Origin of the sequence: Streptomyces marianii (assembly GCF_005795905.1) — a bacterium.
In the GTDB taxonomy this organism is placed as follows: domain Bacteria; phylum Actinomycetota; class Actinomycetes; order Streptomycetales; family Streptomycetaceae; genus Streptomyces; species Streptomyces marianii.
Genome location: NZ_VAWE01000001.1, coordinates 521,820 through 545,460, shown reverse-complemented (window position 1 = coordinate 545,460; position 23,641 = coordinate 521,820). Strand labels below are relative to the sequence as shown.

The window sequence follows — 23,641 nt, the reverse complement described above, 5'->3', positions numbered from 1 at the left end:
ACCCGTGGGAGGGCCGGATGCCGCGGCGGCCGGTCTCCGGACGACAGGGTCCCGTTTCGGGCGTTCAATGGGTTCATGCACGCCGCGAAGGGCCTGCGGCCGCGCCGCGGCCGCAGGCTCGCCGCATCGGGCCTGGCCGCACTGCTCCTCGCGGCGACGGTCCTCACCTCGGGTGCCGTCGGTCAGGACCCTTCGCCCAGCCCCACACCACCGCCGTCGCAAGCCGTACCGAAACCGCCGACGGACCAGCCTCCGCCGCTGCTCACCCGGGCCGACGTGGACCGCGCCGTGGCCCGGCTCGACGGCGTCGTGCAGGACATGATGAAGCAGACCGGCGTCCCCGGCGTCGCGGTGGGCGTCGTGCACCAGGATCGCGTGCTGTATCTGAAGGGCTTCGGCAAGCGGCACGTCGATGAGCCCCCCGCCGTGGACCCCGACACCGTCTTCCAGCTGGCCTCGCTCTCGAAGCCGATCGGCTCGACCGTCGTCGCCGGGGCCGTCGCCGACAAGGACGCGGACGGCCGGGGAGCCGCCTGGGACGAACCGGTCACCCGCCACCTGCCCGGCTTCGCCCTCAAGGACCCCTGGGTGTCCGGGCATGTCACCGTCACCGACCTCATGTCCCACCGCAGCGGCCTGCCCGACCACGCCGGAGACCTGCTGGAGGACCTGGGCTACGACCAGGCGTACATCCTGGGCCGTCTCCGCGACGAGCCGCTCGCCCCCTTCCGCGCCTCGTACGCCTACACGAACTTCGGCTTCACCGCCGGTGCGGAGGCCGTCGCCCGCGCGGAGGGCGTCAGCTGGCAGAAGCTCGCCGAGGACACCCTCTTCCGGCCCGCCGGCATGGACTCGACCAGCACCACCTTCGCCGATTACGAGAAGGCCGCGAACAAGGCGGTGACCCACGTACCCGGGCCCGACGGCACCTGGCAGGCCAAGTACGTCCGCGACGCGGACGCCCAGGCACCCGCCGGAGGGGTCAGCTCCACCGCGGCCGACATGATGCGGTGGCTGCGGCTCCAACTCGCCGGAGGCAGGCTCGACGGCAGGCAGCTGATCGACGCGGCGAGCCTGCGGCACACACATCTGCCCGAGATCGTCTCCCAGCCGCCGACGGCCCCCGCGGGCCGCACCGGCTTCTACGGGCTGGGCTGGAACGTGAACTACGACAACCAGGCCCGGTTGCGGCTCAGTCACTCCGGTGCCTTCGAGCTCGGCGCCAACACCAATGTGACCATGCTGCCCGGTGAGCAGCTCGGGATCGTCGTGCTCACCAACGGCAAGCCCGTCGGGCTGGCCGACGCCGTCGCCCAGGACTTCTTCGACACCGCCCAGTACGGCAAGCCCACGCGCGACTGGCTCGCCCTGTTCGCCGCGCTCTACACCGAGATGGACGACGCCGGTGTGTCGCCCACGGACTACGCCGATCCGCCCGCCGCCGCCAAGGCCGCCCGGCCCGACGGCGTCTACACCGGAACGTACGGCAACGCCTACTACGGCGATGCCACCGTCACCACCGGTCCGGACGGTCTCGTGCTCGAACTCGGCCCGGAGCCGAAGCGTTTCCCGCTGCGCCACTACGACGGCGACACGTTCAGCTTCGAGACGGCCGGCGAGAACGCCGTGGGGCGGACGGGCGTCACCTTCTCCTTCGGAGAAGGGAGCACGGCGGCGCGGACCCTGCGCGTCGAGTACCTCGACGAGACAGGCCTGGGCACCTTCACACGCCGCTGAACAGGCCCCTCGGCCGGCCGGGCGTCGTCGACGGCACCCGCGCCGGACCGGACCGCGCCGGCGCACAGCCGGCCGGATCCCGGCGCACGCGGACAACCGGCACCGGTCGGGGTGCGGTGCCGGGCGTCCCTCCGCGCGTCAGGTGAACGTCGGCATCTCGCCCGCGGTCGTGGTGGTGTCGATGACGGCGAACGGCGCGCCCTGGGGGTCGATCACGGCCGCGAACCGGCCGAAGGGCATCGACATCGGCCCGAACACCAGCCTGCCGCCCAGCTCCTGGACCTTCTCCACCGCGGCGTCGCAGTCCGCGACGGTCCAGTAGACCTGGACGTAGGAGGGCACCTCGGGCGGGAACTCCTCGTCCGTCATGCTCATCCGTCCGAGGACGGGATCCCTGCCCAGGTCGAACACCTTGAAGTCCATCCCGGGGTCCGCCACGGCCTTCACGCCGTAGCCGAAGACCGCGGGGAAGAACGCGTCGGACTTCCCGGGCTCGCGGGTGAAGACCTCCGCCCAGCAGAAGGAGCCGGGGACGTTCGTCGCCTCGAAGCCCTTGTGCGTGCCCGGTTGCCAGACGCCGAAGGCGACACCGCTCGGGTCCTGCGCGAGGCACATCGTCCCGAAGTCGCCGACCTGCATCGGCTCCATGAGTACGGTGCCGCCGTTCTGCCGGATCTTCCCGGCGGTGGCGGCGGCGTCCGGGGACGCCAGGTAGAGGCACCACTGGGAGTGCCCCTCCTGCCCGGGCATGGGCGGTACCACCGCGGCGACGGCCTTGCCGTCCGCGTACGCCTGCGTGTAGTTGCCGTACTCCGACGACGACTCGCCGAACGTCCAGCCCAGGACCTCGCCGTAGAAGGCCTTGGCCCCCTCCAGGTCGGAGAACATCGCGTCGGCCCAGATCGGTGTGCCTTCGGGTGCGTCTGCCATGACGGTGACTCTCTTCTGTGCGGACTTGCTGTGCGGAGTGTCGCGGGTCGGGGGCTCCTCCCCGCGAGTCACGCTAGCCACCGCCGCGCCGTCCCGCGCGGTGGCGCGGCGCGGCACCACCGCACGAGCCCCGATGCCGCCCGGTCCGGGGGAGCCCCCTTCCCGGCACGTGGCCCGCCCTCTCGCCGCCGCACCGGGGAGTCGAGGATCAGGCCAGGGGGGTCAGGGTGTGCCGAGCATCCGGGAGCGGATCAGGAACCGCACACCCTCGGGGGCCTCCAGCGAGAACCCGCTGCCTCGCCCCTCGACGACGTCGACGATCAGACGTGTGTGGCGCCACGCCTCGTACTGGCTCACCGACATCCAGAAGGGCACCGGTGCGTCGACGCCCTCGACCACGAGCTCGGCCAGCAGCACGTCCGAGCCGCCGGTGCGGAACTCGCCCGCCGGGTAGCACATGGGGGCGCTGCCGTCGCAGCAGCCTCCCGACTGGTGGAACATCAAGGGCCCGTGGGCCGCGGTCAGCCGGCGTACGAGGCCGGCCGCGGCGGGCGTGAGCTCCACGGGCGCGAGCGCATCCGCTCCGGCGCTCATGACGCGGGATCCGGGGGCCGAGGTGCCCACCCGCGCACCGGGCGCTCCGTATGACGCAGATACACGTTCCGCCCCTTCCCCGCCGCGGCACTCCGGCGCGGCGTGGTGGCCGAGTCAACCCCCGGCGACGTTGCGACGGGGTTGCGCCGGGGCCGGCACGGCGGGCCGTCACGTCGCCCCGAGTCCGCCGGAGCACTCGACGACCACGGCCACACCGCGGTCGCGAAGGGCGAGTGCCAGGAACTCCATCTCCACCCGAGTGCCGAAGAGGCCGGGACCGGACGGTTCGTCGGCTCGGGCGCGTGCCTCCGCGACGGTCAGGTCCCCCGTCATGCGCAGTGCCCTGAGTACCGGCACCAGACCGCTCCGGGCGTCCGCCAGCCCGAGCCTCACCGGTCCGTGCGCCCTCAGCAACGCCGTTCTGACCCGATCGGGAGTCACCGGACCGCGGTCGCGCTCGCACCACGCGTGGGTGCAGTGCTCGCACCAGCCCTCGCTGCCCCACCACACCCTCCCGCGGTCGATCCACTGACCCACCTCGTACACCGTCACGGCCCCGCATTCCGTGCAGGGCCCGGTGACCCGCGCGCCCTGCGTGATCACGCGGTGTCGTGCGTTCCGCTCGTGTCCCGCGCGTCATCCGACGCCCGGGCCGCGCGCAGGGCGTCGATCAGCTCCCGTTCCCGCGCGGCGCTGAGACCGGCGCGGCGCTCCCGGTCGAGGCCCTTCTCCCGCTCCCAGGCCAGCAGGTCCGCCAGCAACTCCTGCCGAGGCCGGTGACGCAGACCCGCGGCCCGGGCCGCAGCGCCGCTCCGCGCCGAGAAGCCCTCCCAGCCCGGCTCGTCCAGCCACATCGGGAGGGACTCGTGTCCCATGAACCCGGCCACGTCGTTGGCGAGCAGCCATGCCGCGTCGGCGGGCACCAACCCCCCGGTGTGCCCGCCGACGGCGCGGGACAGCTCGATCCACTCGCCGAACGGAACGACCGGGCCGACGGCATCGTAGGTGCCGGTCGTCCCCTTCTCCGCGGCGTCGAGCAGCCAGTCCGTGAGGTCCCGCACGTCGACCGCCTGGGTGGGCATGCCCAGCGCGTCGGGAACGAGCAGCGGCTCTCGTGGTGCGCGGGCTGCCCGGGCCACCCAGTAGCCGGAGCGCCCGCTGTGATCACCGGGGCCGCCGATCAGACCGGCGCGCGCGATGAGGAGGCGGTCGCCCACGGCGGCCCGCGAGGCCTGCTCGCAGGCGGCTTTCGCCTCGCCGTACATCGCGCGGTCCACCTCGTCGCGATCCGTCGGAGGCAGCAGTGCCGCGGACTCGTCCGCGTCGGCGGCGGAGTGCGAGCTGTAGGCACTGACCGAGGACACGTACGTCCAGTGCCGGGCCCGGAGGGCCAGGGCGTCCAGGGCGCCGCGGACGAAGCCCGGCTGCCACGACACCTCGAACACCGCGTCCCACTCGCGGTCGAGCAGCGGTTCGTACGCCGAGGGGTCACGCCGGTCGGCGGCCACCAGCCGGGCTCCGTCGGCGACGGCCCCGCTCTCGCCCCGGGCGAGGCAGGTCACCCGATGGCCGCGCTCGATCGCCCGTGCCGACAACTCGCGGCCCACCCAGGCCGTTCCACCCAGAACCAGGATCTCCATGCGGAGACCCAAACACCTCGTCCTCCGGTGCGGGAGGCGGGTTCGCGGAGAGCGGAGTCGGCGGCACGCCCGTCCCGGCGCCGTTCCTGAACGGCGCCCCGGGATGCTCAGCCGTCCCGCCCCTCCAGCCGCTCCAGCCGCTCCAGCAGCCCCGGCACATCGGCGAAGGAGTCCAGGACGTGGTCCGGCGTCCCCGACGCGTCCCGGTGGGTCTCGGGGCGGTACTTGCCCGTCCTGACCAGGACCCCGGTGAGCCCCTGGCGCTGTGCCGCGAGGACGTCGGACTCGATGTCGTCGCCCACCATGAGCGTCCCGGCGGGATCGGCGCCGGTACGAGCCAGGGCCGCGGCGAAGAACGCCCCCGACGGCTTGCCGAGCACCTCGGCCTCCGTGCCGGCCGCCTGTTCCAGGCCCGCCAGGAACGCGCCCGAGTCGAGCTGGAGTCCCGCGTCGGTCCGCCAGTACAGATTGCGGTGCATGGCGACCAGGCGTGCGCCGCGCTGGAGATGGGCGAACGCGCGGTTCAGCGCCGCGTAGCCGAACTCGGGACCCGCGCCCCCGACGACGACCACGTCCGCCGGGGCCTCGTCCTCCAAGCCCACGACGGTGACCCCTTCGAGGTCCCCGGCGATGTCACCGCTGTTGAGCAGCAGGCACCGCGCCCCGGGGAACCGCGCGGCGAGATACGCGGCGGTCGCGGCGGGCGCGGTGACGATGTCGTCCGCGGTCACCGGGAAGCCGGCGCCGGCCAGTGCGCTGGCGACGGATTCGCGGGTGCGCGACGTGGTGTTGGTGACCAGCGCCAGCGGGACGCGTCGCTCCCGCAGGCGCTTCATCGCCTCCACCGCCCCCGGCAGGGGCTTCCAGGAGACGGTGAGCACACCGTCGATGTCGATCAGTACCGCGCCGACCCGTTGCATGGGTCCGACCGTACCCACCGGCGCGCCCCGGGGCACCGTGGCACGGAGCCGCGGCGCGAGCCCGGCTCGGGGGTACGGGTTCGCCCGGCGGCGTTCAGGCCGCCGGCGTTCTGGAGGCTGCGGGTCGGAGTACGGCCGGCAGGTTCGGGAGGCACCCGACAGGGCGAAGCTGCGGCCCTTCCGCGTGGGCGGTGCCGATGGACGGCCCTGGGTCAGACAAACGACCGGTGTCTGACCCATGCGCGGGCGGCGTCGATGATCCGGTCACGGGAGTGAGCGCGGTTCGAGGGGGGCTGTGGCGCGCGGCTGAGCCAGTACCCGGTCAGGGCGGCCGCGAAGAGGTTGATCGCTGCTTTGTCGGCTTGTTGGTAGGCCGGGACCTGGTCCACCCATTTCTCGGCTTCCTGGGCGGTGTGTCCGGCGAGAATGAGTTGCGGTATCAGGAATGCGGTGTCGATCCACGCCGGTCCTCGGTGAGGGCGGGCCCAGCGGATGATCCTGATCTGGCCGTCCTCGGCGATCACGAGGTTCTTGGCACCCAGGTCGCAGTGGAGCAGCGTATCGCCGGGGAAACGCCTGTGGTCGGCTTCCTGGAGAACGGGGTTGGTCGTGATGTGCGGGGCGCCGGGGAGCGGGTTCGGTGTCAGCGGTACGTGGAGCCTGCCAACGGCGTCGACGACTGGTTGCAGGTCGGGAGAGCCAGGGGTCAGATCTGCGTGGCGTCCTGCGTGGAAGTGGAAGGCAAGGGCCACCCAACCGTCACACTCGAGCGAGATCAGTAGCTGGGGGCTGATCCCAGCGGGGAGCACTTTACTGACGGCAGCCTCCGTCCGGTAGGAAGCCGCGGGCCCCGAGTCCGAGCGGATCGCCTTGACGAACACGGTGCCGTCGTCGGTCGGGAACCGGACCCGCAGGCCCGGTGTGAAGTCGTCAGCGACGAGCGAGGGCGGCCCGATCGGCTTGAGGTCGTCCTCCAGGCGGAGGCGCACCGTGGTCGGCAAATCCGCCCATGTGGAAGTGGTCACTGTGGTCTCCGTTGATCTCGACGTGTCGTCCACCGCAGGTTCTCTGCCGGTCATCCCCGGGCCACCCCCGCCGCCGGGCGCTCGTCCGGCAGGGCCGGTGCGTCCGCGGGCTTCCGCCGGCCGGGGAGATACATGGCCACGACGACCGCGCCGATGAGCGTCACCGTCGCCGCGCACAGCGCCGCCAGGTGCATGGCGACGAGGAACGCCTGGTGCGCGGGCGCGATCAGGAGCTGTCCGGCGGGGCCGAGCCGTTCGGCGACGGCCAGTGTCGCCTCCAGCGACTCGCCCGCCGCGTGCTTCGCCTCGTCCGGGACGCCGGGGGCGCGCTCCAGGGTGCTCTCGATCCCGCCCCGGTACGCGGCCGACAGCAGGGAGCCGAGAACGGCCACGCCCAGCGCCCCGCCGACCTGCCGGAAGGTGTTGTTGATCGCGGAGGCCACGCCCGCCTTCTCCCTCGGCAGCGCCTGCATGACCGTGACCGTGACGGGTGACATGACAAGCCCCATGCCGGCGCCCTGCACGAAGAAGGCGAGCTCCAGCGCCCACAGCGGGGTCGAGGTGTCGAAGAAGGCGAAGCAGGCGAGCCCGGTCGAGATCATCATCATTCCGGCCGTGCAGGTCGCCTTGGCCCCGAACCGGGCGACGGCCAGCCGGGCGCGCGGTGCGGACAGCGACTGGGCCACCGCGAGCGGCAGCACCAGCAGACCGGCCTGCAGCGGGCTGTGGCCGAGCACGCTCTGGAGGTAGAACACCGAGAAGAACGCGACGCCCATCATCGAGAGGAAGGCGAGAGCGGTCGCGGTGATCGCGGCGGAGAACGCGGGATTCCTGAAGTACGAGAAGTCCAGTGCCGGGTGGTCGATGCGGTGCTCGTACACCACGAACACCGCCAGCACGGTGAGCCCGCCGACCAGGGGCAGCAGCACGGACCGGTCGGAGAGCGAGGCGAGTTCACCGCCGTGGATGATCCCGTAGACGAGCAGGACGAGCCCGACGATGGACAGCAGCACGCCGACGGGGTCGATCCGGCCGGGTTCGGGGTCCCGGGAGTCGGGGACGAGCAGGGCCATCGCGACGAAGCCGACGACCACCACCGGCACGTTCACCAGGAAGATCGAACCCCACCAGAAGTGTTCCAGCAGCAGCCCGCCCGTGAGCGGACCGAGGGCGATGGCGATGCCCACCCCGCCCGCCCAGATCCCCAGAGCCTTGGGCTGCTCGTCCCGTTCGAAGACGTTCATGAGGACGGCGAGGGTCGCCGGCATCACGAACGCGGCGCCGAGGCCCATCACCGCGCGGTAGGCGATGAGCTCGCCGGACGAGCCGGAGAACGCGGCCAGCGCCGAGCCGATGCCGAACACGGCCATGCCGAACAGCAGGGTCCTCCTGCGGCCCGCGCGGTCGCCGATCAGACCGGCCGTGAACAGCAGGGCGGCGAAGACGAGGGTGTAGGAGTTGATGGCCCATTCCAGCTCCCCCTGTGTGGCGCCGATACCCACGGGCGCCGGGGAGGCGATGGTCTTGACCGCCACGTTGAGGACCGAGTGGCCCAGCACCACGACGAAAACGGTGAACATCGATACGGCCAGAATGAGCCAGCGGCGTCGGTGAACGGCTTCCGGAACCCGGGGTGGGGCGGGGGGTGCGCCCGGCGGTGTGGACATGATCGCAGCGTATTTCTATACGGCACCGTCTCGTATAGAAATGCTGGGCCATTGGTGTCGGGGCCCGGACCAGGGGCGGATTCCGCGCCCCGTCCGGGGGGCATCGGCCAACGGGAGACGACACCGAGGTCCGGCCTGCCATGGACCTTCCGCAGGAGGTGGCGGACCATGCCCCTATGCGGCGCCGTGGACGACTTGGCGAAGCGTGAGGACAAGCGGCTGGTCGCCGACGGGCCGCTGATCAGCCATGTCATCGAGGCGCTGGCCCGGCAGGTGTCCACCCGGCACGACGACCTGCGGTTGATCGATACCCTCAAAGGCCAGCTCAGCCTGGAACAACACGGCGGCAGAACCCCCGCCGGAGTCTTCGCCCGCACCGGACAACCACTCCTCGCCCTCGCCGTCGGCATCCGGCACAACTGGACCACCAACACCGAGATCAAACGATCCCTGATCGCCTACGACCACTGAACACATCGGACTCACCACTGCGATTCGAGCTCCTCCGGCGAAGCGATGTCGGCCACTTGGCTGGATGGTTCGCCTCGGCACGGACCCCCGGCCGCCGGACGCGCTTGTTGCGGAAGACGCAGGTGGCTGATCGGAGCGTGAGGTCAGCTCGAACGAGTGAGGGGCGAGTCAGACGGCTCTAGAGGTAGGTGAAGTCACTCGTTCGTGGGATATTTCTCTGGATGGTGCCGAGAGTGCTTGCCATTCGGGGAATCGATGATCCATGGCCATCGCTCACATCGATTCCAGTCGCCCAGTAGTCACACTCGTCAACGTTCTCAAAGTCTCGCCCGAGCACCAGAAAGAGGTGCTTGCCCTGCTGGCGGAGGCCACGGAAGGCTCAATCAAGCACTTGCCGGGTTTCATTTGCGCGAACTTTCACGCCAGCCTGGACGGCAAGTCTGTCGTCAACTACTCCCAATGGGAGACCGAGGAGGACTTCCATGCCATGATGGCTGATCCGGAGATCCAGACTCTCCTGGAAGAAGCCGCTGCGAACGTTCTCGAGTTTCATCCTCGGCTGTACGAAGTAGCATCATCCCACGCCAGGGGCTAAGTGATATCGCGCCTTGAGTCGGCGGCCACGGTGGTTGTGACGGGAGCGGCCGCCTCCCGAACGCTCTGGGAGACGGCCGCTTGTTCGCTGCGGGCTTCACTCAGATACGACCGCGTACTGCGAAGATTTCCCGTCGCGAACACATGCGCGCATTGAAGCGCGACGGGCCGTAAAGCCCTCGTCCTCCACGAATGCCTGATAGTCGTCCGGCGACGCCCATTCGCTGGTGAGGATCCACGTGTCTGGCTCGGATACCGACTGACACAGCTGGCTGCTGATGTATCCATCAGCCTTTGCTATGTCGTCGCGGACCAGGTTGTAAGCGGACGCATACTTCGCTCCCATGCCCTCGTGAAGCTGGACGCGAAGGACGACACGTATTCGGGAAGAGCTGCTCATGACATCTCCTCTCTGTGCGGTCAGGATCCACCACTCGCTTCCTCGCTATTGGTGGACGAGGTGTGAGGGGTGGAACGCAATGGCCGCACATGCCCGCTATGGGCGGCGCTCAGCGCCTGGTGCCTCAACTGTCACGCCGCCACCCAAGCAGCGCAACCATGCTGAGCCGAATGGATGAATTAGTCTCTTGTTTGGGTGCGGCTATTTGAAAGCCGCCCACCCTGTCCGCAGGACTCTTTTCACCCTCTGCTCCTCTTGAGGCCAGGGGGCATTGCATGATGCGGATCAGTCCGGACCGGACAAGATCACTTCGCGCAAAGACCCCCCTGCTCTTGGGACGGCGGCTGGATTCCACCCACTCGACGCACGGGTGTCCGGCTTCCCCCGCGTCCGACCGAGATCGTCAGTCCATCCGTCGGCGCCGACTCTCACCACTGCCGCGGGTGTGGTGATCGCACTCACCACACCCGCGGCACGGGCTTCGTCATGTCACCATCAGCCACGCTTGACCGCGGCGTCATCCCGCTGGAAGGGCGCTGGGCTCGGCGGCGACTTCCACCGGTCAGCAGAGGGCCGGCTACCGGCCAGTCGTGGTGGTGTCGATGACGGCAAACGGCGCGCCGTGCGGGTCCATGACGGCCGCGAGTCGTCCGAACGGCATGGTCCTCGGCCCGAACACCACTCTGCCCCCGAGCTTCTGGGCCGCCTTCACCGCGACGTCGCAGTCCGCGACGGACCAGCAAGCCTGGATGTACGGAGGTGTGCCGGGCTGAAAGCCTCCCTTGTCGGTCATGTTCATGCGTCCGAGAACGGGCTGTCCGCGCAGCTCGAAGGCGATGAGGTCGTCACTCTCTTCGGCTACTGCCTTCACGCTGTAGCCGAAGACCGCGGGGAAGAACGCGTCGGACTTCCCGGGCTCGCGGGTGAAGACCTCCGCCCAGTAAAACGAGCCGGGGACGTTCGTCGCCTCGAAGCCCTTGTGCGTGCCCGGTTGCCAGACGCCGAAGGCGACACCGCTCGGGTCCTGCGCGAGGCACATCGTCCCGAGGTCGCCGACCTGCATCGGCTCCATGAGTACGGTGCCGCCGTTCTGCCGGATCTTCCCGGCGGTGGCGGCGGCGTCCGGGGACGCCAGGTAGAGGCGCCACTGGGAGTGCCCCTCCTGCCCGGGCATGGGCGGTGCCACCGCGGCGACGGCCTTGCCGTCCGCGTACGCCTGCGTGTAGTTGCCGTACTGCGACGACGGCTCGCCGAACGTCCAGCCCAGGACCTCGCCGTAGAAGGCCTTGGCCCCTTCCAGGTCGGAGAACATCGCGTCGGCCCAGATCGGTGTGCCTTCGGGTGCGTCTGCCATGACGGTGACTCTCTTTCGTGCGGAATGTGAGGCTCGGACGCTCCCCCGACCTGTGTCGCGCCCTCTCAGCGCCGACACGGCGCCAAGTGTTGGGAAGACGACCCGTACCGGGTGGCACCAGGGCCGGACGTTGTTCGTTCAGACCGCCGGCGTTCAGGAGGCGGCGGGTTGGAGGACGACCGGTAGGTTCGTGAGGCCGCGGAAGGCCGGGAACGGGACCTCCATCCACGCCGGTTCGGCCTGCGGGTCGGCGAGTGTGATCTTCGGGAACCGCCTGAACAGGCTGCTGAGCGCGAGTTGCGTCTCCAGCCGGGCCAGCGGCGCTCCGATGCAGTAGTGGCTGCCGTGGCCGAAGCCGATGTGGGCGGCGGTGCCCTGGCGGTGCACGTCGAACTCGTCGGGGTTCTCGAACTTCAGCGGGTCGCGGTTGGCGGAGAGGAGCGAGATCTGGACCAGGGCGCCCTTGGGGATGCGGGTGCCGCCGATTTCCATGTCCTCGGTCGAGTACCGGAAGGTCGAGCTCTCGACCGAGCTGTCATAGCGGATCAGTTCCTCCACCGCCGGGCCGATCAGCTCCGGGTCCTTCTGCACGGTGCGGAGTTGCGCGGGGTTGGCGAGGAGGTGGTACACGGCGTTGCCGATGAGGTACGCGGTCGTCTTGTGGCCGGCGAACATCAGGACGAACGCGGTGGAGACGAGTTCGTTCTCGGTGAGCCCGCCGTCCTTGGTCGCGGCGAGCGCGCTGAGCAGGTCGTCACCCGGCTTGCTGCGCTTGCGTGCGATGAGCTCGGTGAAGTAGGCGTGGAAATCCTCATCCGCCTGTTGCTGGGCCCGCTTGGACTCCTCGCTGAGGCCTGTCTGGGCCACCGTCGTGGACAGTTCCTGCATCAGCGACCGCTCCTTCGGCGGCACGCCGAGCAGCTCGCAGATCACGGTCATGGGCAGCGGGAAGGCGAAGGCCGGAAGCAGGTCGAACGGTGTCCCAGTCGGGCACGCGTCGAGTAGCCGGTCCACGATGTCCTGGATCTTCGGCCGCAGGGCCTCGACCCGGCGCGGGGTGAACTCGGAGTTGACGAGTTTGCGCAGCCGGGTGTGCTTGGGCGCGTCGGAGTTGAGCATGTTGTCGTCCAGTGCCACCGACGAGTCACCGAAGATCCTCCGGTACGCGTCCATGGCCCCGTACATGTCCTTGCTCAGCCGGGGGTCCGACAGGGCCGCGCGGGCGTCCTCGTACCGGGTGATCAGGTACGTCTTGACGCCGTGCGGCGGTGTCATCGGGCAGACGGGCGCCGCTTCACGAAGGGCCGAGTAGACCGGGTGCGGGTTCCTTCGGTACGCAGGGGTGCACCGCTCGGCTGCGGCGACGGGGTCGTGCGTCGTGGTCACGGACGGCTCCTGAGGTCGAAGAGGGCCTCGGCGTTGCCGCCGAGGATGCGCTGCCGGGCCGCCTTGTCGACGGGCAGCTTCTCGATCATGCGATGGGAAACCCCCAGCCGCACCTCAGCCAACCCGGTCGGCCGAAGGGAACCTCGGCTGGGTGGGGGTGCCGGTAGGAACTCCGTCACCAGCCGCAAACGGCGGGTGTCACAGCCGGCGGCGCGCGGCGGGGTCGCGTTCGGCCACGTGCCGGGTGACCGCGTCGACGCCGGGGCGTGCGTCTCGCTCCAGGGAGCGGACGGAGGCGTGGCGGGACCGGGCCGGCAGCACGCAAGGCGCCCCCGCTCCCGAGCTCGATCACCATGCAGCCCAGTCCGTCCGGCTCTGCGGCAGTAAACGCGTACGCCTCGCCCCGGCGGCCGGATCGCCCCGGCGCAGAGCCCCGCCGGCGCCTGTCCCGGCCCGTACGTCTCTCCGAGCGCCCGCGGAGAGCCCACGCCCGGCATCCGCCCGCACCGGGGGGACGCCCAGGGGACGCTGTTCCGGCAGGCGCCCGCAGGACCGCGGGCGCATCATGAGGAGATGGCTAAGGCGACGATCCTGACCGTCGACGACGATCCAGGAGTCTCCCGGGCCATCGCCCGTGATCTGCGGCGCCATTACGGCGGCCGCTTCCGCGTGCTGCGCGCCACCTCGGGCGACGAGGGCCTCGAAGCCCTGCGCGAGGTCAGGCTGCGGGGCGAGGCGGTCGCCGTGATGATCGCCGACTACCGCATGCCCACCATGAACGGCGTCCAGTTCCTGGAGGCCGCCATGGACCTGTTCCCCCGGGCGCGGCGGGTGCTGCTCACCGCGTACGCGGACACGGGCGCGGCGATCGACGCGATCAACGTCGTCGATCTCGACCACTATCTGCTGAAGCCCTGGAGCCCGCCGGAGGAGAACCTCTACCCCGTGCTCGACACCCTGGTCGACATCTGGGACGCGACATCCGACCCGGAGACGCCCGAGACGAGGCTGGTGGGTCATCGCTGGTCCGCCCCCTCCTTCGCCGTACGGGAGTTCCTCGCGCGCAACCTCGTGCCGTACCGGTGGATAGCCGCCGACGAGCCCGAGGGCGCTCAGCTGCTCGAGGCGGCCGGGCTCACACCGGCGGACGTCCCCCTCGTCGTCACCGCCGAGGGCAGGGTCCTGCACGCACCCACGGAGGCGGAACTCGCCGCCCACGTCGGCCTGCGCACCAGCCCCGCGGCCGACTTCTACGACGTCGTCGTCATCGGCGCCGGCCCGGCCGGGCTGGGCGCCGCCGTGTACGCCGCCTCCGAGGGGCTGCGCACCGTGCTCGTCGAGCGCAGTGCCACCGGCGGCCAGGCGGGGCAGAGCAGCCGGATCGAGAACTACCTGGGCTTCCCCGACGGGGTCACCGGCGCGCAGCTCACCGACCGGGCGCGACGGCAGGCGTCCCGGTTCGGCGCAGAGATACTCAGCGCCACCGAGGTGGTGGCGCTGGAGGCCGCGGGGTCCGGACGCGTCCTGAGGTTCGCGGACGGCACCTCGGTCGGCGCGCACACCGTCGTCCTCGCCACGGGGGTCACCTACCGGCGCCTCGCGGGCGCACAGCTCGACGGCTACTGCGGCGCCGGCGTCTTCTACGGCTCGGCGGCCTTCGAGGCGGCCAGCTGCCGCGGCGACGACGTGTACATCGTCGGCGGCGCCAACTCCGCAGGGCAGGCGGCGGTGTACTTCTCGCGCTTCGCCGCGAGGGTCCATGTGCTGCTGCGCGGCCCGGACCTGACCCACTCCATGTCCGCCTACCTGATCCAGCAGATCGAGGCCGTGCCCAACATCGACATCCATCCGTGCACCGAGGTGGCCGCCGGGGACGGAAAGGGCCACCTGGAGCGGCTGACCCTGCGGGACAACCGCACCGGGGCCCTCAGGGAGGTCGACGCCACCTGGCTGTTCGTGTTCATCGGGGCCGAACCGCAGACGCAGTGGCTGGACGGACTGGTCGCCCGTGACGACCGGGGATTCGTCCTGACCGGCCCCGACCTCCCCGAGGCGGGCGGACGGTCGCCCCGCTGGCCGCTGGCGCGGGCGCCGTACCACCTCGAGACCAGCGTGCCCGGGGTGTTCGCGGCGGGGGACGTCCGCGCCGAGTCGGTCAAGCGCGTGGCGTCGGCGGTCGGCGAAGGGGCGATGGCCGTCACGCTCGTGCACCGCTATCTGGAGGCCCAATGACCGCCCCGGTCCCACGGGAGGCGCTCACCCCGGACGAACTGCGCACCCTGTTCCTCTTCGAGGCGCTCGACGACGACCAGCTGGCCTGGCTCTCCGAGCGCGGACGCGTGGAGGTGCGCGAGGCGGGAACACCCGTGTACGCCCAGGGGGAGAGCGCGACCTGCTTCTTCGTGCTGCTCTCCGGCACCGTCGCGATCAGCCGTCAGCTCCACGGCGACGAGATCGAACTCACCCGCAGCGAGCAGCGCGGCGCCTACGGCGGGGCCACTCAGGCCTACCTCGGCGACCGCGTGGACCAGGTGTACCCGAACACGATGCGTGCGGTGACCGACGTGGAGCTGTTCGTCCTGCCCGCGTCCGAGTTCGCCGCCGCCGTCGGGACCTGGTTCCCCATGGCCCTGCATCTGCTCGAAGGACTGTTCCTCGGGCTCCGGGCCAGCGACATCATCGTCGGGGAGCGCGAGCGGCTGCTCGCCCTCGGCTCGCTGACCGCCGGCCTGACCCACGAGCTCAACAACCCCGCAGCAGCGGCGGTCCGCGCCACCGACACCCTGCGTGACCGGGTGACCCGCATGCGGCACAAGCTGGCGCTGATCGCCGACGGCCGCGTCGACGGCAAGCGCCTCCACGAGCTGGTGGAGATGCAGGACGCCGCGGTGCGGCGTGCCCGGGACGCCCGCCAGCTCACGGCGATCGAGGCGGCCGACGCCGAGGACGAACTGGGCGACTGGCTGGAGGAGGCAGGGCTGGAGAACGCCTGGGACATCGCCCCCACCCTGGTCTCCGGCGGCATCGACGCCGACTGGCTCGCCGACGCCACCGCGGAACTGTCCGACGGGAACCGCCGGTCGGCGGTGGCCTGGCTGAACTACACGGTCGACACCGAGATGCTGATGGGCGAGATCGAGGACGCGGTCCGCCGCATCTCCGGACTGGTGGAAGCGGCCCGGCAGTACTCCCAACTCGACCGCGCCGCCCAGCAGCCCGTCGACCTCCATGAGCTCCTCGACGCCACCCTGGTGATGCTCAAGGCGAAGATCCCCGCAGGGGTGCGGGTGGAGAAGGAGTACGCCGGGGACATGCCGCTCGTCCCCGGGTATGGCGCGGAGCTCAACCAGGTGTGGACGAACCTCATCGACAACGCCCTCTCCGCGATGGACGGCGACGGCACCCTCACCCTCGCCACCTGGCACGAGGACGGCAAGGCGTACGTCGAGGTACGGGACACGGGCACGGGCATCGATCCCGGGATCCGCCCCCGCATCTTCGAACCGTTCTTCTCGACGAAACCGGTCGGCGAGGGCACGGGCCTCGGACTCGACATCTCGTACCGGATCGTGGTCAACAAGCACGGCGGTGACATCCGCGTCGCCTCGCACCCGGGCGACACCCGGTTCCGGGTCTGCCTGCCCCTCGTCCGGCCCTCCGGCGACGAACCGCCGCTCTGACAGCCCGGCCCGGTCGCCTCGGAGGGATCGGGGCGCCGGTTGGTTCCCGCGACTGGCGATCACCCCCACCCGGCGCGAGCCTGGGGGGAACGAGCGCCGGCCGCGCCCGCCGGACCGCGCCGGCGACACCGTGGAACGACCGAGGAGCGGCGCCATGGCGGACGACCGGATTCCGGGGATCGACCCGACCGCACGACCCAGCGGCACCGGCTGTGCCGAGTGCCTCGCCGGGGACGGTCCGGGCTGGTGGATGCATCTGCGCCGGTGCGCCGAGTGCGGGCACATCGGGTGCTGCGACTCGTCCCCTTCGCAGCACGGCACGCGCCACGCCGTCGACGCGGGACACCCGTACCTGACGAGCTTCGAGCCGGGCGAGGACTGGTTCTGGAACGTCCGGACCGAGCAGTACTACGAGGGCGGTCCGCCGCTCGCCGAGCCCACCGCCCACCCGCTCGCGCAACCGGTTCCCGGCCCCGCCGGCGCCGTGCCCGCCGACTGGGAGCGGCACCTCCACTGATCCTCCCCGCCGGTCGGCGGGGAGGCCCGCCCCGGCTCAGCCGCGCAGAGCCGCGGCCACCACGGACCGGGCCTCGTCCTGCACCCTCGTCAGATGGTCCGGTCCGAGGAACGACTCGGCGTACACCTTGTAGACGTCCTCCGTGCCCGAAGGCCGCGCCGCGAACCAGGCGTTGGCGGTGGTCACCTTGATGCCGCCGATCGGTGCGCCGTTGCCCGGCGCACGGGTCAGCACCGCGGTGATCGGCTCCCCGGCCAGGGTGTCCGCGGTCACCTGCTCGGGGGAGAGCCGGCTCAGCACGGCCTTCTCCTCACGGGTCGCGGGAGCGTCGACCCGGGCGTACGCCGGTTCGCCGAACCGCTCGGTGAGCGAGGCGTAGTGGCGGCTGGGCGACGCCCCCGTCACGGCCAGGATCTCGGACGCGAGCAGGGCGAGCACGATGCCGTCCTTGTCGGTCGTCCACACCGAGCCGTCCCGCCGCAGGAACGAGGCGCCGGCGGACTCCTCACCGCCGAAGCCGAGTGAGCCGTCGAGCAGCCCGTCCACGAACCACTTGAAACCGACCGGTACTTCGCGCAGCTCCCGGCCGAGGTCGGCCGCCACCCGGTCGATCATGCTCGACGACACCAGCGTCTTGCCGACCGCCGCTCCGGCCGGCCACTGGGCGCGGTGGCCGTAGAGGTACGAGATCGCCGTGGACAGATAGTGGTTGGGGTTCATGAGCCCGCTGTCCGGGGTGACGATGCCGTGCCGGTCGGAGTCGGCGTCGTTGCCCGTGGCGACCTGGAACCGGTCGCGCTGCTCGATCAACGACGCCATCGCGTACGGGGAGGAGCAGTCCATGCGGATCCTGCCGTCCCAGTCCAGCGTCATGAAGCGCCACGCAGGGTCCGTGAGCGGGTTGACGACGGTCAGATCGAGGCGGTGCTCCTCGGCGATGCGGCCCCAGTACGCCACGGAAGCCCCGCCGAGCGGATCGGCCCCGATGCGCACACCCGCGGCGCGCACCGCGTCGAGGTCGAGCACGGACGGCAGGTCGGACACGTAGGAACCCAGGAAGTCGTACCGTCCGGTCGTCGCGGCTGCCAGCGCCCGGGCCCAGGGGACGCGCCGTACGTCCTTCAGCCCGCCGGTGATGATCTCGTTGGCGCGGTCCTGGATCCAGCCGGTCGCCTCGGAACCGGCGGGGCCGCCGTTCGGCGGGTTGTACTTGAAGCCCCCGTCCGACGGGGGATTGTGCGACGGCGTGACCACCACGCCGTCGGCCAGGCCGGAGGCGCGGCCGCGGTTGCGGACGAGGATGGCGTGCGAGACGGCCGGGGTGGGGGTGTAGCCGTCGGCCTCGTCGACCAGCACGGTGACGCCGTTGGCCGCGAACACCTCGACCGCCGTGACCTTCGCGGGTTCGGACAGTGCATGGGTGTCGGCACCGAGGAACAGCGGCCCGTCGATGCCCTGCCGGCTCCGGTACTCGCAGATCGCCTGGCTGGTCGCGGCGATGTGGTCCTCGTTGAAGGCCGTGGCGAGCGAGGACCCGCGGTGCCCCGAGGTGCCGAAGGCGACCCGCTGCGCGGGGTCCGCCGGATCGGGGTGCAGGGCGTAGTACGCCGTCACCAGCCGAGGCACATCGATGAGGTCCTCAGGCCGCGCCGGCTGTCCTGCGCGCTCGTTCGGCATCCGTTCCACTCCTCCGCATCGGTGGGCGCGATCAGTGCACTCGCCATGATCGCTCGTCAGTCGCCGCTCGTCCGGTTGCCCCTCCGCACGTACGTGCCGGGGGGGCACCCGCAGTCGGGCATGCCCAGCGTGCTCCCGCGCACGCGCCCCGCACCGGCGATTCTCCGGAATCCTGCCCCGTCCCACCCGCGGCCGGCCGCCCGCGCTCCCGAACTTCTCCGCCCGACCGGGGAGGATCGGCCCTGATCACCTACACTCGCCGGATGGCGAAGTACTTCGACGTCCATCCCGAGAACCCCCAGCGCCGCACCATCAACACCGTGGCCGACACCATCCGGTCCGACGGCCTCGTCGTGTACCCGACGGACTCCTGTTTCGCCCTGGGCTGCCGCCTCGGCAGCCGGGAGGGCATCAACCGGATCCGCTCGATCCGCGACCTCGACGACCGCCACCACTTCACCCTCGTGTGCCGGGACTTCGCCCAGCTCGGCCAGTTCGTGCACGTCGACAAGGACGTCTTCCGGGCGGTCAAGGCGGCCACCCCCGGCAGCTACACGTTCATCCTGCCGGCGACCAAGGAGGTGCCGCGCCAACTGCTGCACCCGAAGAAGAAGACGGTGGGCGTCCGCATCCCCGAGCACGTCGTCGCGCAGGCGCTCGTCGAGGAGCTCGGCGAGCCCCTGCTGTCCAGCACCCTCCTCCTGCCGGGCGAGGACGAGCCGATGACGCAGGGCTGGGAGATCAAGGAACGGCTCGACCACGTCGTGGACGCCGTGCTCGACTCGGGCGACTGCGGCACCGAGCCGACCACCGTCATCGACTTCTCCGGTGGCGAACCGGAGATCGTGCGCCGGGGCGCCGGTGACACCGCACGGTTCGAGTAGGCCCTCGGGGAGTGTCGGAGCGGGAACCGGCGGTAGTGGAGCGATCTTGATTCCGGTTCGGTGACGTGCCTGTTCTGCCTGGTCAGCGCTGAGTAAGAGGCCTGCTGCGGTGGGTTCGCCACACCTGGAGCACCTGCATCGCTTCTTGCGCCGGCGGGACGTGTTCGCTGGGGACGGCGACCGCTGGGGCGACCCCCTGCCAAGCTGCTGGCCGGGGAGAAGCGGACGGCCGCCGAGCCGACGGTGCTCACCGCCCTCGGGCCGAAGAGCGAACAGGCCGGGCGCCTCGCCGAACTCGCCTCGTCCGGGCCGTGGGCGATCCGGTGTCGGGTGGTCACGGGTTGGACGCCGCGCTTCGCCGGCGCTGAAGACGCTCAGCGGCCCTTGACTGATCTAGCGCGGGCCATGCCGGGCTCACGGCCTTCACGGGCGCCAATCGTCTCCAACAGCAGCAGATCGGCTCCAGGCTGGGCGAGACGGTCCTGCAGGAGTCGGTGCGGGAAGGAGAAGCCGCTTCCTACGCGGTAGACCAGAACATGGCTCTCCGCTTCGTGGAGCAGACGGACCAAGCGCAGAGGAGTACGCTTTTGGGCGACCAGCACCAGCCTGATACTCCAGTGGTACAAGGCGGCCGAGCCTCCTACGCGCAGCGCGCGCCCCATGGCCATTGTGGCTCCGAGTAGTACCCCCACCACCGACGTTGCACCCACCGGCCCGGCAGGACGAGCAACGCCAGTGTCAGTGTCGTGGCCGTGGTGCTCGTGGTGTTCAACAGCCTCTGCATCGACGCCGCCGTTCCTTGTCGGCGTGCAGCTTCGCGAGCCTTCGGCGCCGGGGCCAGATGGGCGGGATGCCGCGCACGAGCGGCTTCCAGTGCCGCATCAGGCGACGTTCGTCCCGTCGCGGCGCCCGGCACGGCGACTCGCGGCGTTGCCGGATCAACCGAGTAGGCCCACTACGAGGTCGATCCGGCGCCTTGCGATTTACCGCACCGGACGCCGCTCCTTGACGGGCAAACCTTGCCTGACGCGGCACTAGGCCGTCACGACCGGGTCTGCTCATACGAGATGCACCCACCCCATACAGAACAGCGATTCTGCTAACGTCCTCCACAAGAAGAACCATGATTCTTTTTGTGGGAGGTGCGGTGCCTCGGCTCACCGACGCGCGCAAGGAACTCCGGCGTACTCAGATCGCCGAGGCCGCTGTCCGTTGTTTCAGCCGCAACGGGCTGGAGCGGACCTCGATCGCCGACATCACCGCCGAGTGCGGCCTCTCGGCCGGCTCGATCTATGCGCACTACCGCAACAAGGCCGACCTGGTGCGGGCCGCCGCCCGCGACGTACTCGCCAAGCGCGCCGACGTCCTCGGTGAGTACGCCGCGGCCGACGCCCCACCCGGCCCCGACGAACTGCTCTCCCGCCTGATCGCCGCCATCGACCCCGCCGAGGCCCGGGTCGGCGTGCAGACCTGGGGTGAGGCGACCACCGACCCGGCCATCCACGGCATCGTCGTCGACATGACCGACCGGATGCGCGCGATGCTGCGCGACTGCGTCACGGCCTGGCTCGTCAAGGTCGAGCACCACGAGCCGCCCCGAGCCCGGGAGCGCGCCACCCCGATCGCCCACCGGGTCATGGCGCTCTACCAGGCCGAACTGCTGTACACCGCCTTGCGAACACCGACCGAGGAGACAGCGTCATGATTACCGCGACCGCTTCGTTAGCCGCCCGCACCGTCTTCCGCATCGGCTACGGCGCGTTGCAGCTCGAGCGCCTGCACGACCGCCGCGGCGAGGCCGTCGCGTTGCTGCGCCGCGCGATCGAGCTGGGCGTCGACCACGTGGACACCGCCCAGTTCTACGGCTTCGGTTTCGCCAACGACGTGCTCCGCGAGGTGCTGCACCCCGAGGACGGCGTCCTGGTCGTCACGAAGGTCGGCGCCGACCCCAACCCGGGCGGGGATCTGCCGTTGCGTCTGGCGCAGCGGCCCGAGCAACTGCGCGCCAGCGTCGAGGACAACCTGCGCGGTCTCGGTCTCGACCGGCTCGCTGTCGTCAACCTGCGGCGCCTCGACTCCGGCCCCGGGCTGCGTCCCGAGGGCGACCAGGTCGTCGACCTCGACGACCAGCTCGCGGTGATGACCGCCCTGCGCGACGAGGGCAAGATCGGTGCGATCGGTCTGAGCGGCATCACCCTCGACGTCCTGCGCCGTGCCCTGCCGGCGGGCATCGTCTGCGTGCAGAACGCGTATGGACTCGTCTCCCGCGGTGACGAGGAGGTGCTGCGGCTGTGTGAGACGGAGGGCATCGCCTGGGTGCCGTTCTTCCCGCTCGGCGGAGCCATCCCCGGCCTGCCCCAGGTCACCGACGAGCCGGCGGTGCTCGCCGTGGCCGAGTCCCTGGGCGTCACGCCTGCCCAAGTCGGCCTCGCATGGCTGCTGCACCACGCTCCCAACGTGCTGCTCATCCCCGGCACCGCCAACGCCGTCCACCTGGAGGCCAACATGGCGGTCAGCGAGATCACCTTCGACGCCGCGACCCTCGCCACCCTCGGTGCCATCGAGTCCCGCTCCAACGAAGTCCCCATCGGCTGACCGGAACAAACGCGGCCCGGGCCGCGACCACGCCCCACGCCGGACACCCTGACGAACCGCCAGGTCACGCCGGAAAGCCCGCTCTACCAGGCTCCAAGGACGGATCATGAAGGCCATCATCTACCGCGACAACGGCGCCCCCGACGTTCTCCAGTTCGTCGACCGTGACCTGCCGTCGCCGGGCCCCGGCGAGGTTCGCGTCCGGGTCGCCGTGTCCGGGGTCAACCCGACCGACTGGCAGGCGCGCTCCGGCGCCGGCCACCCCAAGCACTTCTCCGAGGTCACCCCGCACCTCGACGGCGCCGGCACGATCGACGCCGTCGGTGAGGGTGTCGACCGGAGCCGGGTCGGTCAGCGGGTCTGGGTGTTCATGGCGGCCGCCGGGCGGCCCACCGGCACCGCCGCCGAGTTCACCGTCGTACCCGCCGGCCAGGCCGTGCCGCTGCCCGACGAGGCCGGCTTCGACATCGGCGCCGCACTCGGAGTCCCCGCGTTGACCGCGCACCGCGCGCTCACCGTCGCCGAGGACGGGCCGCGTCGGCTGCGGCCCGGTGCGCTCGATGGAGAGGTGGTGCTCGCCGCGGGCGGGGCCGGAGCGGTCGGGCACGCGGTGATCCAGCTCGCCCGATGGGCCGGCGCCACCGTGATCAGCACGATCAGCAGCCCGGAGAAAGCCCGGCTGGCCACCGCCGCCGGAGCCCACCACGTGATCAACTACCGCGAGGGCGACCCGGCCGCCGAGATCCGCAAGATCGCCCCGGACGGCGTCGACATCGTCGCAGAGGTGGCGCTGGGCGCGAACCTCGCACTGGACCTGGCCGTGCTGCGAACCCGCGGCACGATCTCGACCTACGCCAACGACGGTGGCAAGCCGGTCGAACTGAACGTGCTGCAGAACATGGTGCTGAACACACGCTTCCAGTTCCTGGTCCTCTACACGGCCGGTCCGGAGCCACGCGCCGCGGCCGCCCAGGACGTCGCCGCCGCAGTGCGCGACGGCGCGCTGCCGGTCGGCGAGGAGCACGGCCTGCCGCTGATCCGCTTTCCCCTCGACCGCACGGCCGACGCGCACCGAGCGGTCGAGAGCCGCGCGGTCGGCAAAGTCCTGGTGGACGTCAGGCCCTGACGTCCAGTCGGCCGCCGCGCGCCCACCCGGCCGCCCCGGGGAACCCGGAGGGAGGCGTCCGGGCGGGCGACGTCCGGGCGGGCGACGTCACCTCGACCTCTGTCCGGCGCGCGGCCGGTGCCCACCCCGGCCGCCCGTGGGCCGGGGCAGCCGTGGCGGCCCGGTTCCCCGCCCCCGGCCGACGCGGACGCTCCGGGCGCGGGCATCCGCATCGGGTACGCCCGACAGTCGGGCATGAGACGCGTCCGGCGCAAAGCCGAGGGCCGTCCGTCACCGGCGTCTACCGGGCGCTCGCCGAGCACGCCGAGCACGCGGCGTACCCCCGAGCCGCCGAGTAGCCGCAGGGGCCGGACGCCTCCCGGGCACCTCCCCGCACCGTCCATGACGCCCGTGCGCCGCCGGACCTCCTCCGCGGTCCGGCTCCCCGGCCACGGGCCCGCGGTC

20 protein-coding genes and 1 pseudogene are annotated in these 23,641 nt (G+C 71.1%); 10 read left to right on the top strand and 11 right to left on the bottom strand.

The features are described 5' to 3' along the window. The first annotated feature begins 75 nt into the window (after nucleotides 1-75). Nucleotides 76-1,737, top strand: a complete 1,662-nt coding sequence (locus tag FEF34_RS02465) for a serine hydrolase (RefSeq protein ID WP_138051655.1) — start codon at nucleotides 76-78, stop codon at nucleotides 1,735-1,737. Nucleotides 1,738-1,875: 138 nt separating this feature from the next. Here FEF34_RS02465 and FEF34_RS02460 read toward each other — a convergent pair whose 3' ends face one another. The 7 genes from FEF34_RS02460 to FEF34_RS02430 all read right to left on the bottom strand — a co-directional run bounded on the left by FEF34_RS02460 (nucleotide 1,876) and on the right by FEF34_RS02430 (nucleotide 8,513). Then, nucleotides 1,876-2,667 (bottom strand): VOC family protein, encoded by a 792-nt coding sequence (locus FEF34_RS02460; RefSeq protein WP_138051654.1) that lies wholly within the window; start codon nucleotides 2,665-2,667, stop codon nucleotides 1,876-1,878. Between the two features lie 222 nt (nucleotides 2,668-2,889). Next, the gene (locus FEF34_RS02455; protein ID WP_138051653.1) at nucleotides 2,890-3,261 is read right to left on the bottom strand and encodes a DUF779 domain-containing protein; all 372 of its coding nucleotides are present in this window, start codon (nucleotides 3,259-3,261) and stop codon (nucleotides 2,890-2,892) included. Nucleotides 3,262-3,429: 168 nt separating this feature from the next. Beyond that, nucleotides 3,430-3,813: a hypothetical protein gene (locus tag FEF34_RS02450; protein ID WP_138051652.1), complete on the bottom strand. Its 384-nt coding sequence runs from the start codon at nucleotides 3,811-3,813 to the stop codon at nucleotides 3,430-3,432. 47 nt (nucleotides 3,814-3,860) lie between these two features. Then, the gene (locus FEF34_RS02445; protein WP_138051651.1) at nucleotides 3,861-4,901 is read right to left on the bottom strand and encodes an NAD-dependent epimerase/dehydratase family protein; all 1,041 of its coding nucleotides are present in this window, start codon (nucleotides 4,899-4,901) and stop codon (nucleotides 3,861-3,863) included. Between the two features lie 107 nt (nucleotides 4,902-5,008). Continuing rightward, complete coding sequence (locus FEF34_RS02440; RefSeq protein ID WP_138051650.1) at nucleotides 5,009-5,821, bottom strand: HAD-IIA family hydrolase; 813 nt, start codon at nucleotides 5,819-5,821, stop codon at nucleotides 5,009-5,011. A gap of 212 nt (nucleotides 5,822-6,033) precedes the next feature. Then, on the bottom strand, nucleotides 6,034-6,846 hold the full coding sequence (locus FEF34_RS02435) for a hypothetical protein (protein ID WP_138051649.1): 813 nt from the start codon (nucleotides 6,844-6,846) through the stop codon (nucleotides 6,034-6,036). Between the two features lie 50 nt (nucleotides 6,847-6,896). Then, complete coding sequence (locus FEF34_RS02430; RefSeq protein ID WP_171052787.1) at nucleotides 6,897-8,513, bottom strand: MFS transporter; 1,617 nt, start codon at nucleotides 8,511-8,513, stop codon at nucleotides 6,897-6,899. Nucleotides 8,514-8,813: 300 nt separating this feature from the next. On the opposite strand from FEF34_RS02430, the pseudogene FEF34_RS42450 reads away from it, so the two are divergent. Together FEF34_RS42450 and FEF34_RS02420 are read left to right on the top strand one after the other, a co-directional pair. Then, nucleotides 8,814-8,984 (top strand): annotated as a pseudogene (locus FEF34_RS42450) (IS982 family transposase); the annotation flags it as partial. Nucleotides 8,985-9,246: 262 nt separating this feature from the next. After that, complete coding sequence (locus FEF34_RS02420) at nucleotides 9,247-9,579, top strand: antibiotic biosynthesis monooxygenase family protein (RefSeq protein ID WP_138051648.1); 333 nt, start codon at nucleotides 9,247-9,249, stop codon at nucleotides 9,577-9,579. A 96-nt stretch (nucleotides 9,580-9,675) separates the two neighbouring features. Here the strand turns inward: FEF34_RS02420 and FEF34_RS02415 are convergent, their stop codons facing one another. The 3 genes from FEF34_RS02415 to FEF34_RS02405 all read right to left on the bottom strand — a co-directional run bounded on the left by FEF34_RS02415 (nucleotide 9,676) and on the right by FEF34_RS02405 (nucleotide 12,718). After that, nucleotides 9,676-9,978 carry an antibiotic biosynthesis monooxygenase family protein gene (locus FEF34_RS02415; RefSeq protein ID WP_138051647.1) on the bottom strand — a complete coding sequence of 101 codons (303 nt, stop codon included), beginning with the start codon at nucleotides 9,976-9,978 and terminating at the stop codon, nucleotides 9,676-9,678. A gap of 577 nt (nucleotides 9,979-10,555) precedes the next feature. Then, on the bottom strand, nucleotides 10,556-11,332 hold the full coding sequence (locus tag FEF34_RS02410) for a VOC family protein (RefSeq protein ID WP_138051646.1): 777 nt from the start codon (nucleotides 11,330-11,332) through the stop codon (nucleotides 10,556-10,558). Nucleotides 11,333-11,485: 153 nt separating this feature from the next. Next, complete coding sequence (locus FEF34_RS02405; RefSeq protein ID WP_138051644.1) at nucleotides 11,486-12,718, bottom strand: cytochrome P450 family protein; 1,233 nt, start codon at nucleotides 12,716-12,718, stop codon at nucleotides 11,486-11,488. Between the two features lie 573 nt (nucleotides 12,719-13,291). Between FEF34_RS02405 and FEF34_RS02395 the strand changes: the two genes are divergently transcribed. From FEF34_RS02395 to FEF34_RS02385, 3 genes are all read left to right on the top strand, one after another. Then, nucleotides 13,292-14,950: an FAD-dependent oxidoreductase gene (locus FEF34_RS02395; protein ID WP_138051641.1), complete on the top strand. Its 1,659-nt coding sequence runs from the start codon at nucleotides 13,292-13,294 to the stop codon at nucleotides 14,948-14,950. Beyond that, nucleotides 14,947-16,398, top strand: a complete 1,452-nt coding sequence (locus FEF34_RS43880; protein ID WP_138051640.1) for an ATP-binding protein — start codon at nucleotides 14,947-14,949, stop codon at nucleotides 16,396-16,398. Before FEF34_RS02395 ends, FEF34_RS43880 begins: the two co-directional genes overlap by 4 nt. A 154-nt stretch (nucleotides 16,399-16,552) precedes the next feature. Continuing rightward, entirely contained in the window at nucleotides 16,553-16,915 is a 363-nt protein-coding gene (locus FEF34_RS02385; protein WP_138051639.1) for a UBP-type zinc finger domain-containing protein, read from the top strand. 36 nt (nucleotides 16,916-16,951) lie between these two features. Here FEF34_RS02385 and pgm read toward each other — a convergent pair whose 3' ends face one another. Beyond that, nucleotides 16,952-18,592, bottom strand: coding sequence for a phosphoglucomutase (alpha-D-glucose-1,6-bisphosphate-dependent) (gene pgm, locus FEF34_RS02380; RefSeq protein ID WP_138051638.1), 1,641 nt, complete (start codon nucleotides 18,590-18,592; stop codon nucleotides 16,952-16,954). A gap of 263 nt (nucleotides 18,593-18,855) precedes the next feature. Between pgm and FEF34_RS02375 the strand changes: the two genes are divergently transcribed. The 4 genes from FEF34_RS02375 to FEF34_RS02360 all read left to right on the top strand — a co-directional run bounded on the left by FEF34_RS02375 (nucleotide 18,856) and on the right by FEF34_RS02360 (nucleotide 23,197). Then, entirely contained in the window at nucleotides 18,856-19,476 is a 621-nt protein-coding gene (locus FEF34_RS02375) for an L-threonylcarbamoyladenylate synthase (RefSeq protein WP_138051637.1), read from the top strand. A 1,147-nt stretch (nucleotides 19,477-20,623) separates the two neighbouring features. Continuing rightward, nucleotides 20,624-21,181 carry a TetR/AcrR family transcriptional regulator gene (locus FEF34_RS02370; protein ID WP_234042228.1) on the top strand — a complete coding sequence of 186 codons (558 nt, stop codon included), beginning with the start codon at nucleotides 20,624-20,626 and terminating at the stop codon, nucleotides 21,179-21,181. Then, the gene (locus tag FEF34_RS02365) at nucleotides 21,178-22,071 is read left to right on the top strand and encodes an aldo/keto reductase (protein ID WP_138051635.1); all 894 of its coding nucleotides are present in this window, start codon (nucleotides 21,178-21,180) and stop codon (nucleotides 22,069-22,071) included. The genes FEF34_RS02370 and FEF34_RS02365 overlap by 4 nt, the downstream gene beginning before the upstream one ends. A gap of 106 nt (nucleotides 22,072-22,177) precedes the next feature. Continuing rightward, nucleotides 22,178-23,197 (top strand): NADPH:quinone reductase, encoded by a 1,020-nt coding sequence (locus tag FEF34_RS02360; RefSeq protein WP_138051634.1) that lies wholly within the window; start codon nucleotides 22,178-22,180, stop codon nucleotides 23,195-23,197. The last annotated feature ends 444 nt before the right edge of the window (nucleotides 23,198-23,641 follow it).

Coding starts and splice junctions, on each gene's coding strand:
- FEF34_RS02465 (WP_138051655.1), top strand. CDS start 76: ATGCACGCCGCGAAGGGCCTGCGGCCGCGCCGCGGCCGCAGGCTCGCC.
- FEF34_RS02460 (WP_138051654.1), bottom strand. CDS start 2,667: ATGGCAGACGCACCCGAAGGCACACCGATCTGGGCCGACGCGATGTTC.
- FEF34_RS02455 (WP_138051653.1), bottom strand. CDS start 3,261: ATGAGCGCCGGAGCGGATGCGCTCGCGCCCGTGGAGCTCACGCCCGCC.
- FEF34_RS02445 (WP_138051651.1), bottom strand. CDS start 4,901: ATGGAGATCCTGGTTCTGGGTGGAACGGCCTGGGTGGGCCGCGAGTTG.
- FEF34_RS02440 (WP_138051650.1), bottom strand. CDS start 5,821: ATGCAACGGGTCGGCGCGGTACTGATCGACATCGACGGTGTGCTCACC.
- FEF34_RS02430 (WP_171052787.1), bottom strand. CDS start 8,513: ATGTCCACACCGCCGGGCGCACCCCCCGCCCCACCCCGGGTTCCGGAA.
- FEF34_RS02420 (WP_138051648.1), top strand. CDS start 9,247: ATGGCCATCGCTCACATCGATTCCAGTCGCCCAGTAGTCACACTCGTC.
- FEF34_RS02415 (WP_138051647.1), bottom strand. CDS start 9,978: ATGAGCAGCTCTTCCCGAATACGTGTCGTCCTTCGCGTCCAGCTTCAC.
- FEF34_RS02410 (WP_138051646.1), bottom strand. CDS start 11,332: ATGGCAGACGCACCCGAAGGCACACCGATCTGGGCCGACGCGATGTTC.
- FEF34_RS02395 (WP_138051641.1), top strand. CDS start 13,292: ATGGCTAAGGCGACGATCCTGACCGTCGACGACGATCCAGGAGTCTCC.
- FEF34_RS43880 (WP_138051640.1), top strand. CDS start 14,947: ATGACCGCCCCGGTCCCACGGGAGGCGCTCACCCCGGACGAACTGCGC.
- FEF34_RS02385 (WP_138051639.1), top strand. CDS start 16,553: ATGGCGGACGACCGGATTCCGGGGATCGACCCGACCGCACGACCCAGC.
- pgm (WP_138051638.1), bottom strand. CDS start 18,592: ATGCCGAACGAGCGCGCAGGACAGCCGGCGCGGCCTGAGGACCTCATC.
- FEF34_RS02375 (WP_138051637.1), top strand. CDS start 18,856: ATGGCGAAGTACTTCGACGTCCATCCCGAGAACCCCCAGCGCCGCACC.
- FEF34_RS02365 (WP_138051635.1), top strand. CDS start 21,178: ATGATTACCGCGACCGCTTCGTTAGCCGCCCGCACCGTCTTCCGCATC.
- FEF34_RS02360 (WP_138051634.1), top strand. CDS start 22,178: ATGAAGGCCATCATCTACCGCGACAACGGCGCCCCCGACGTTCTCCAG.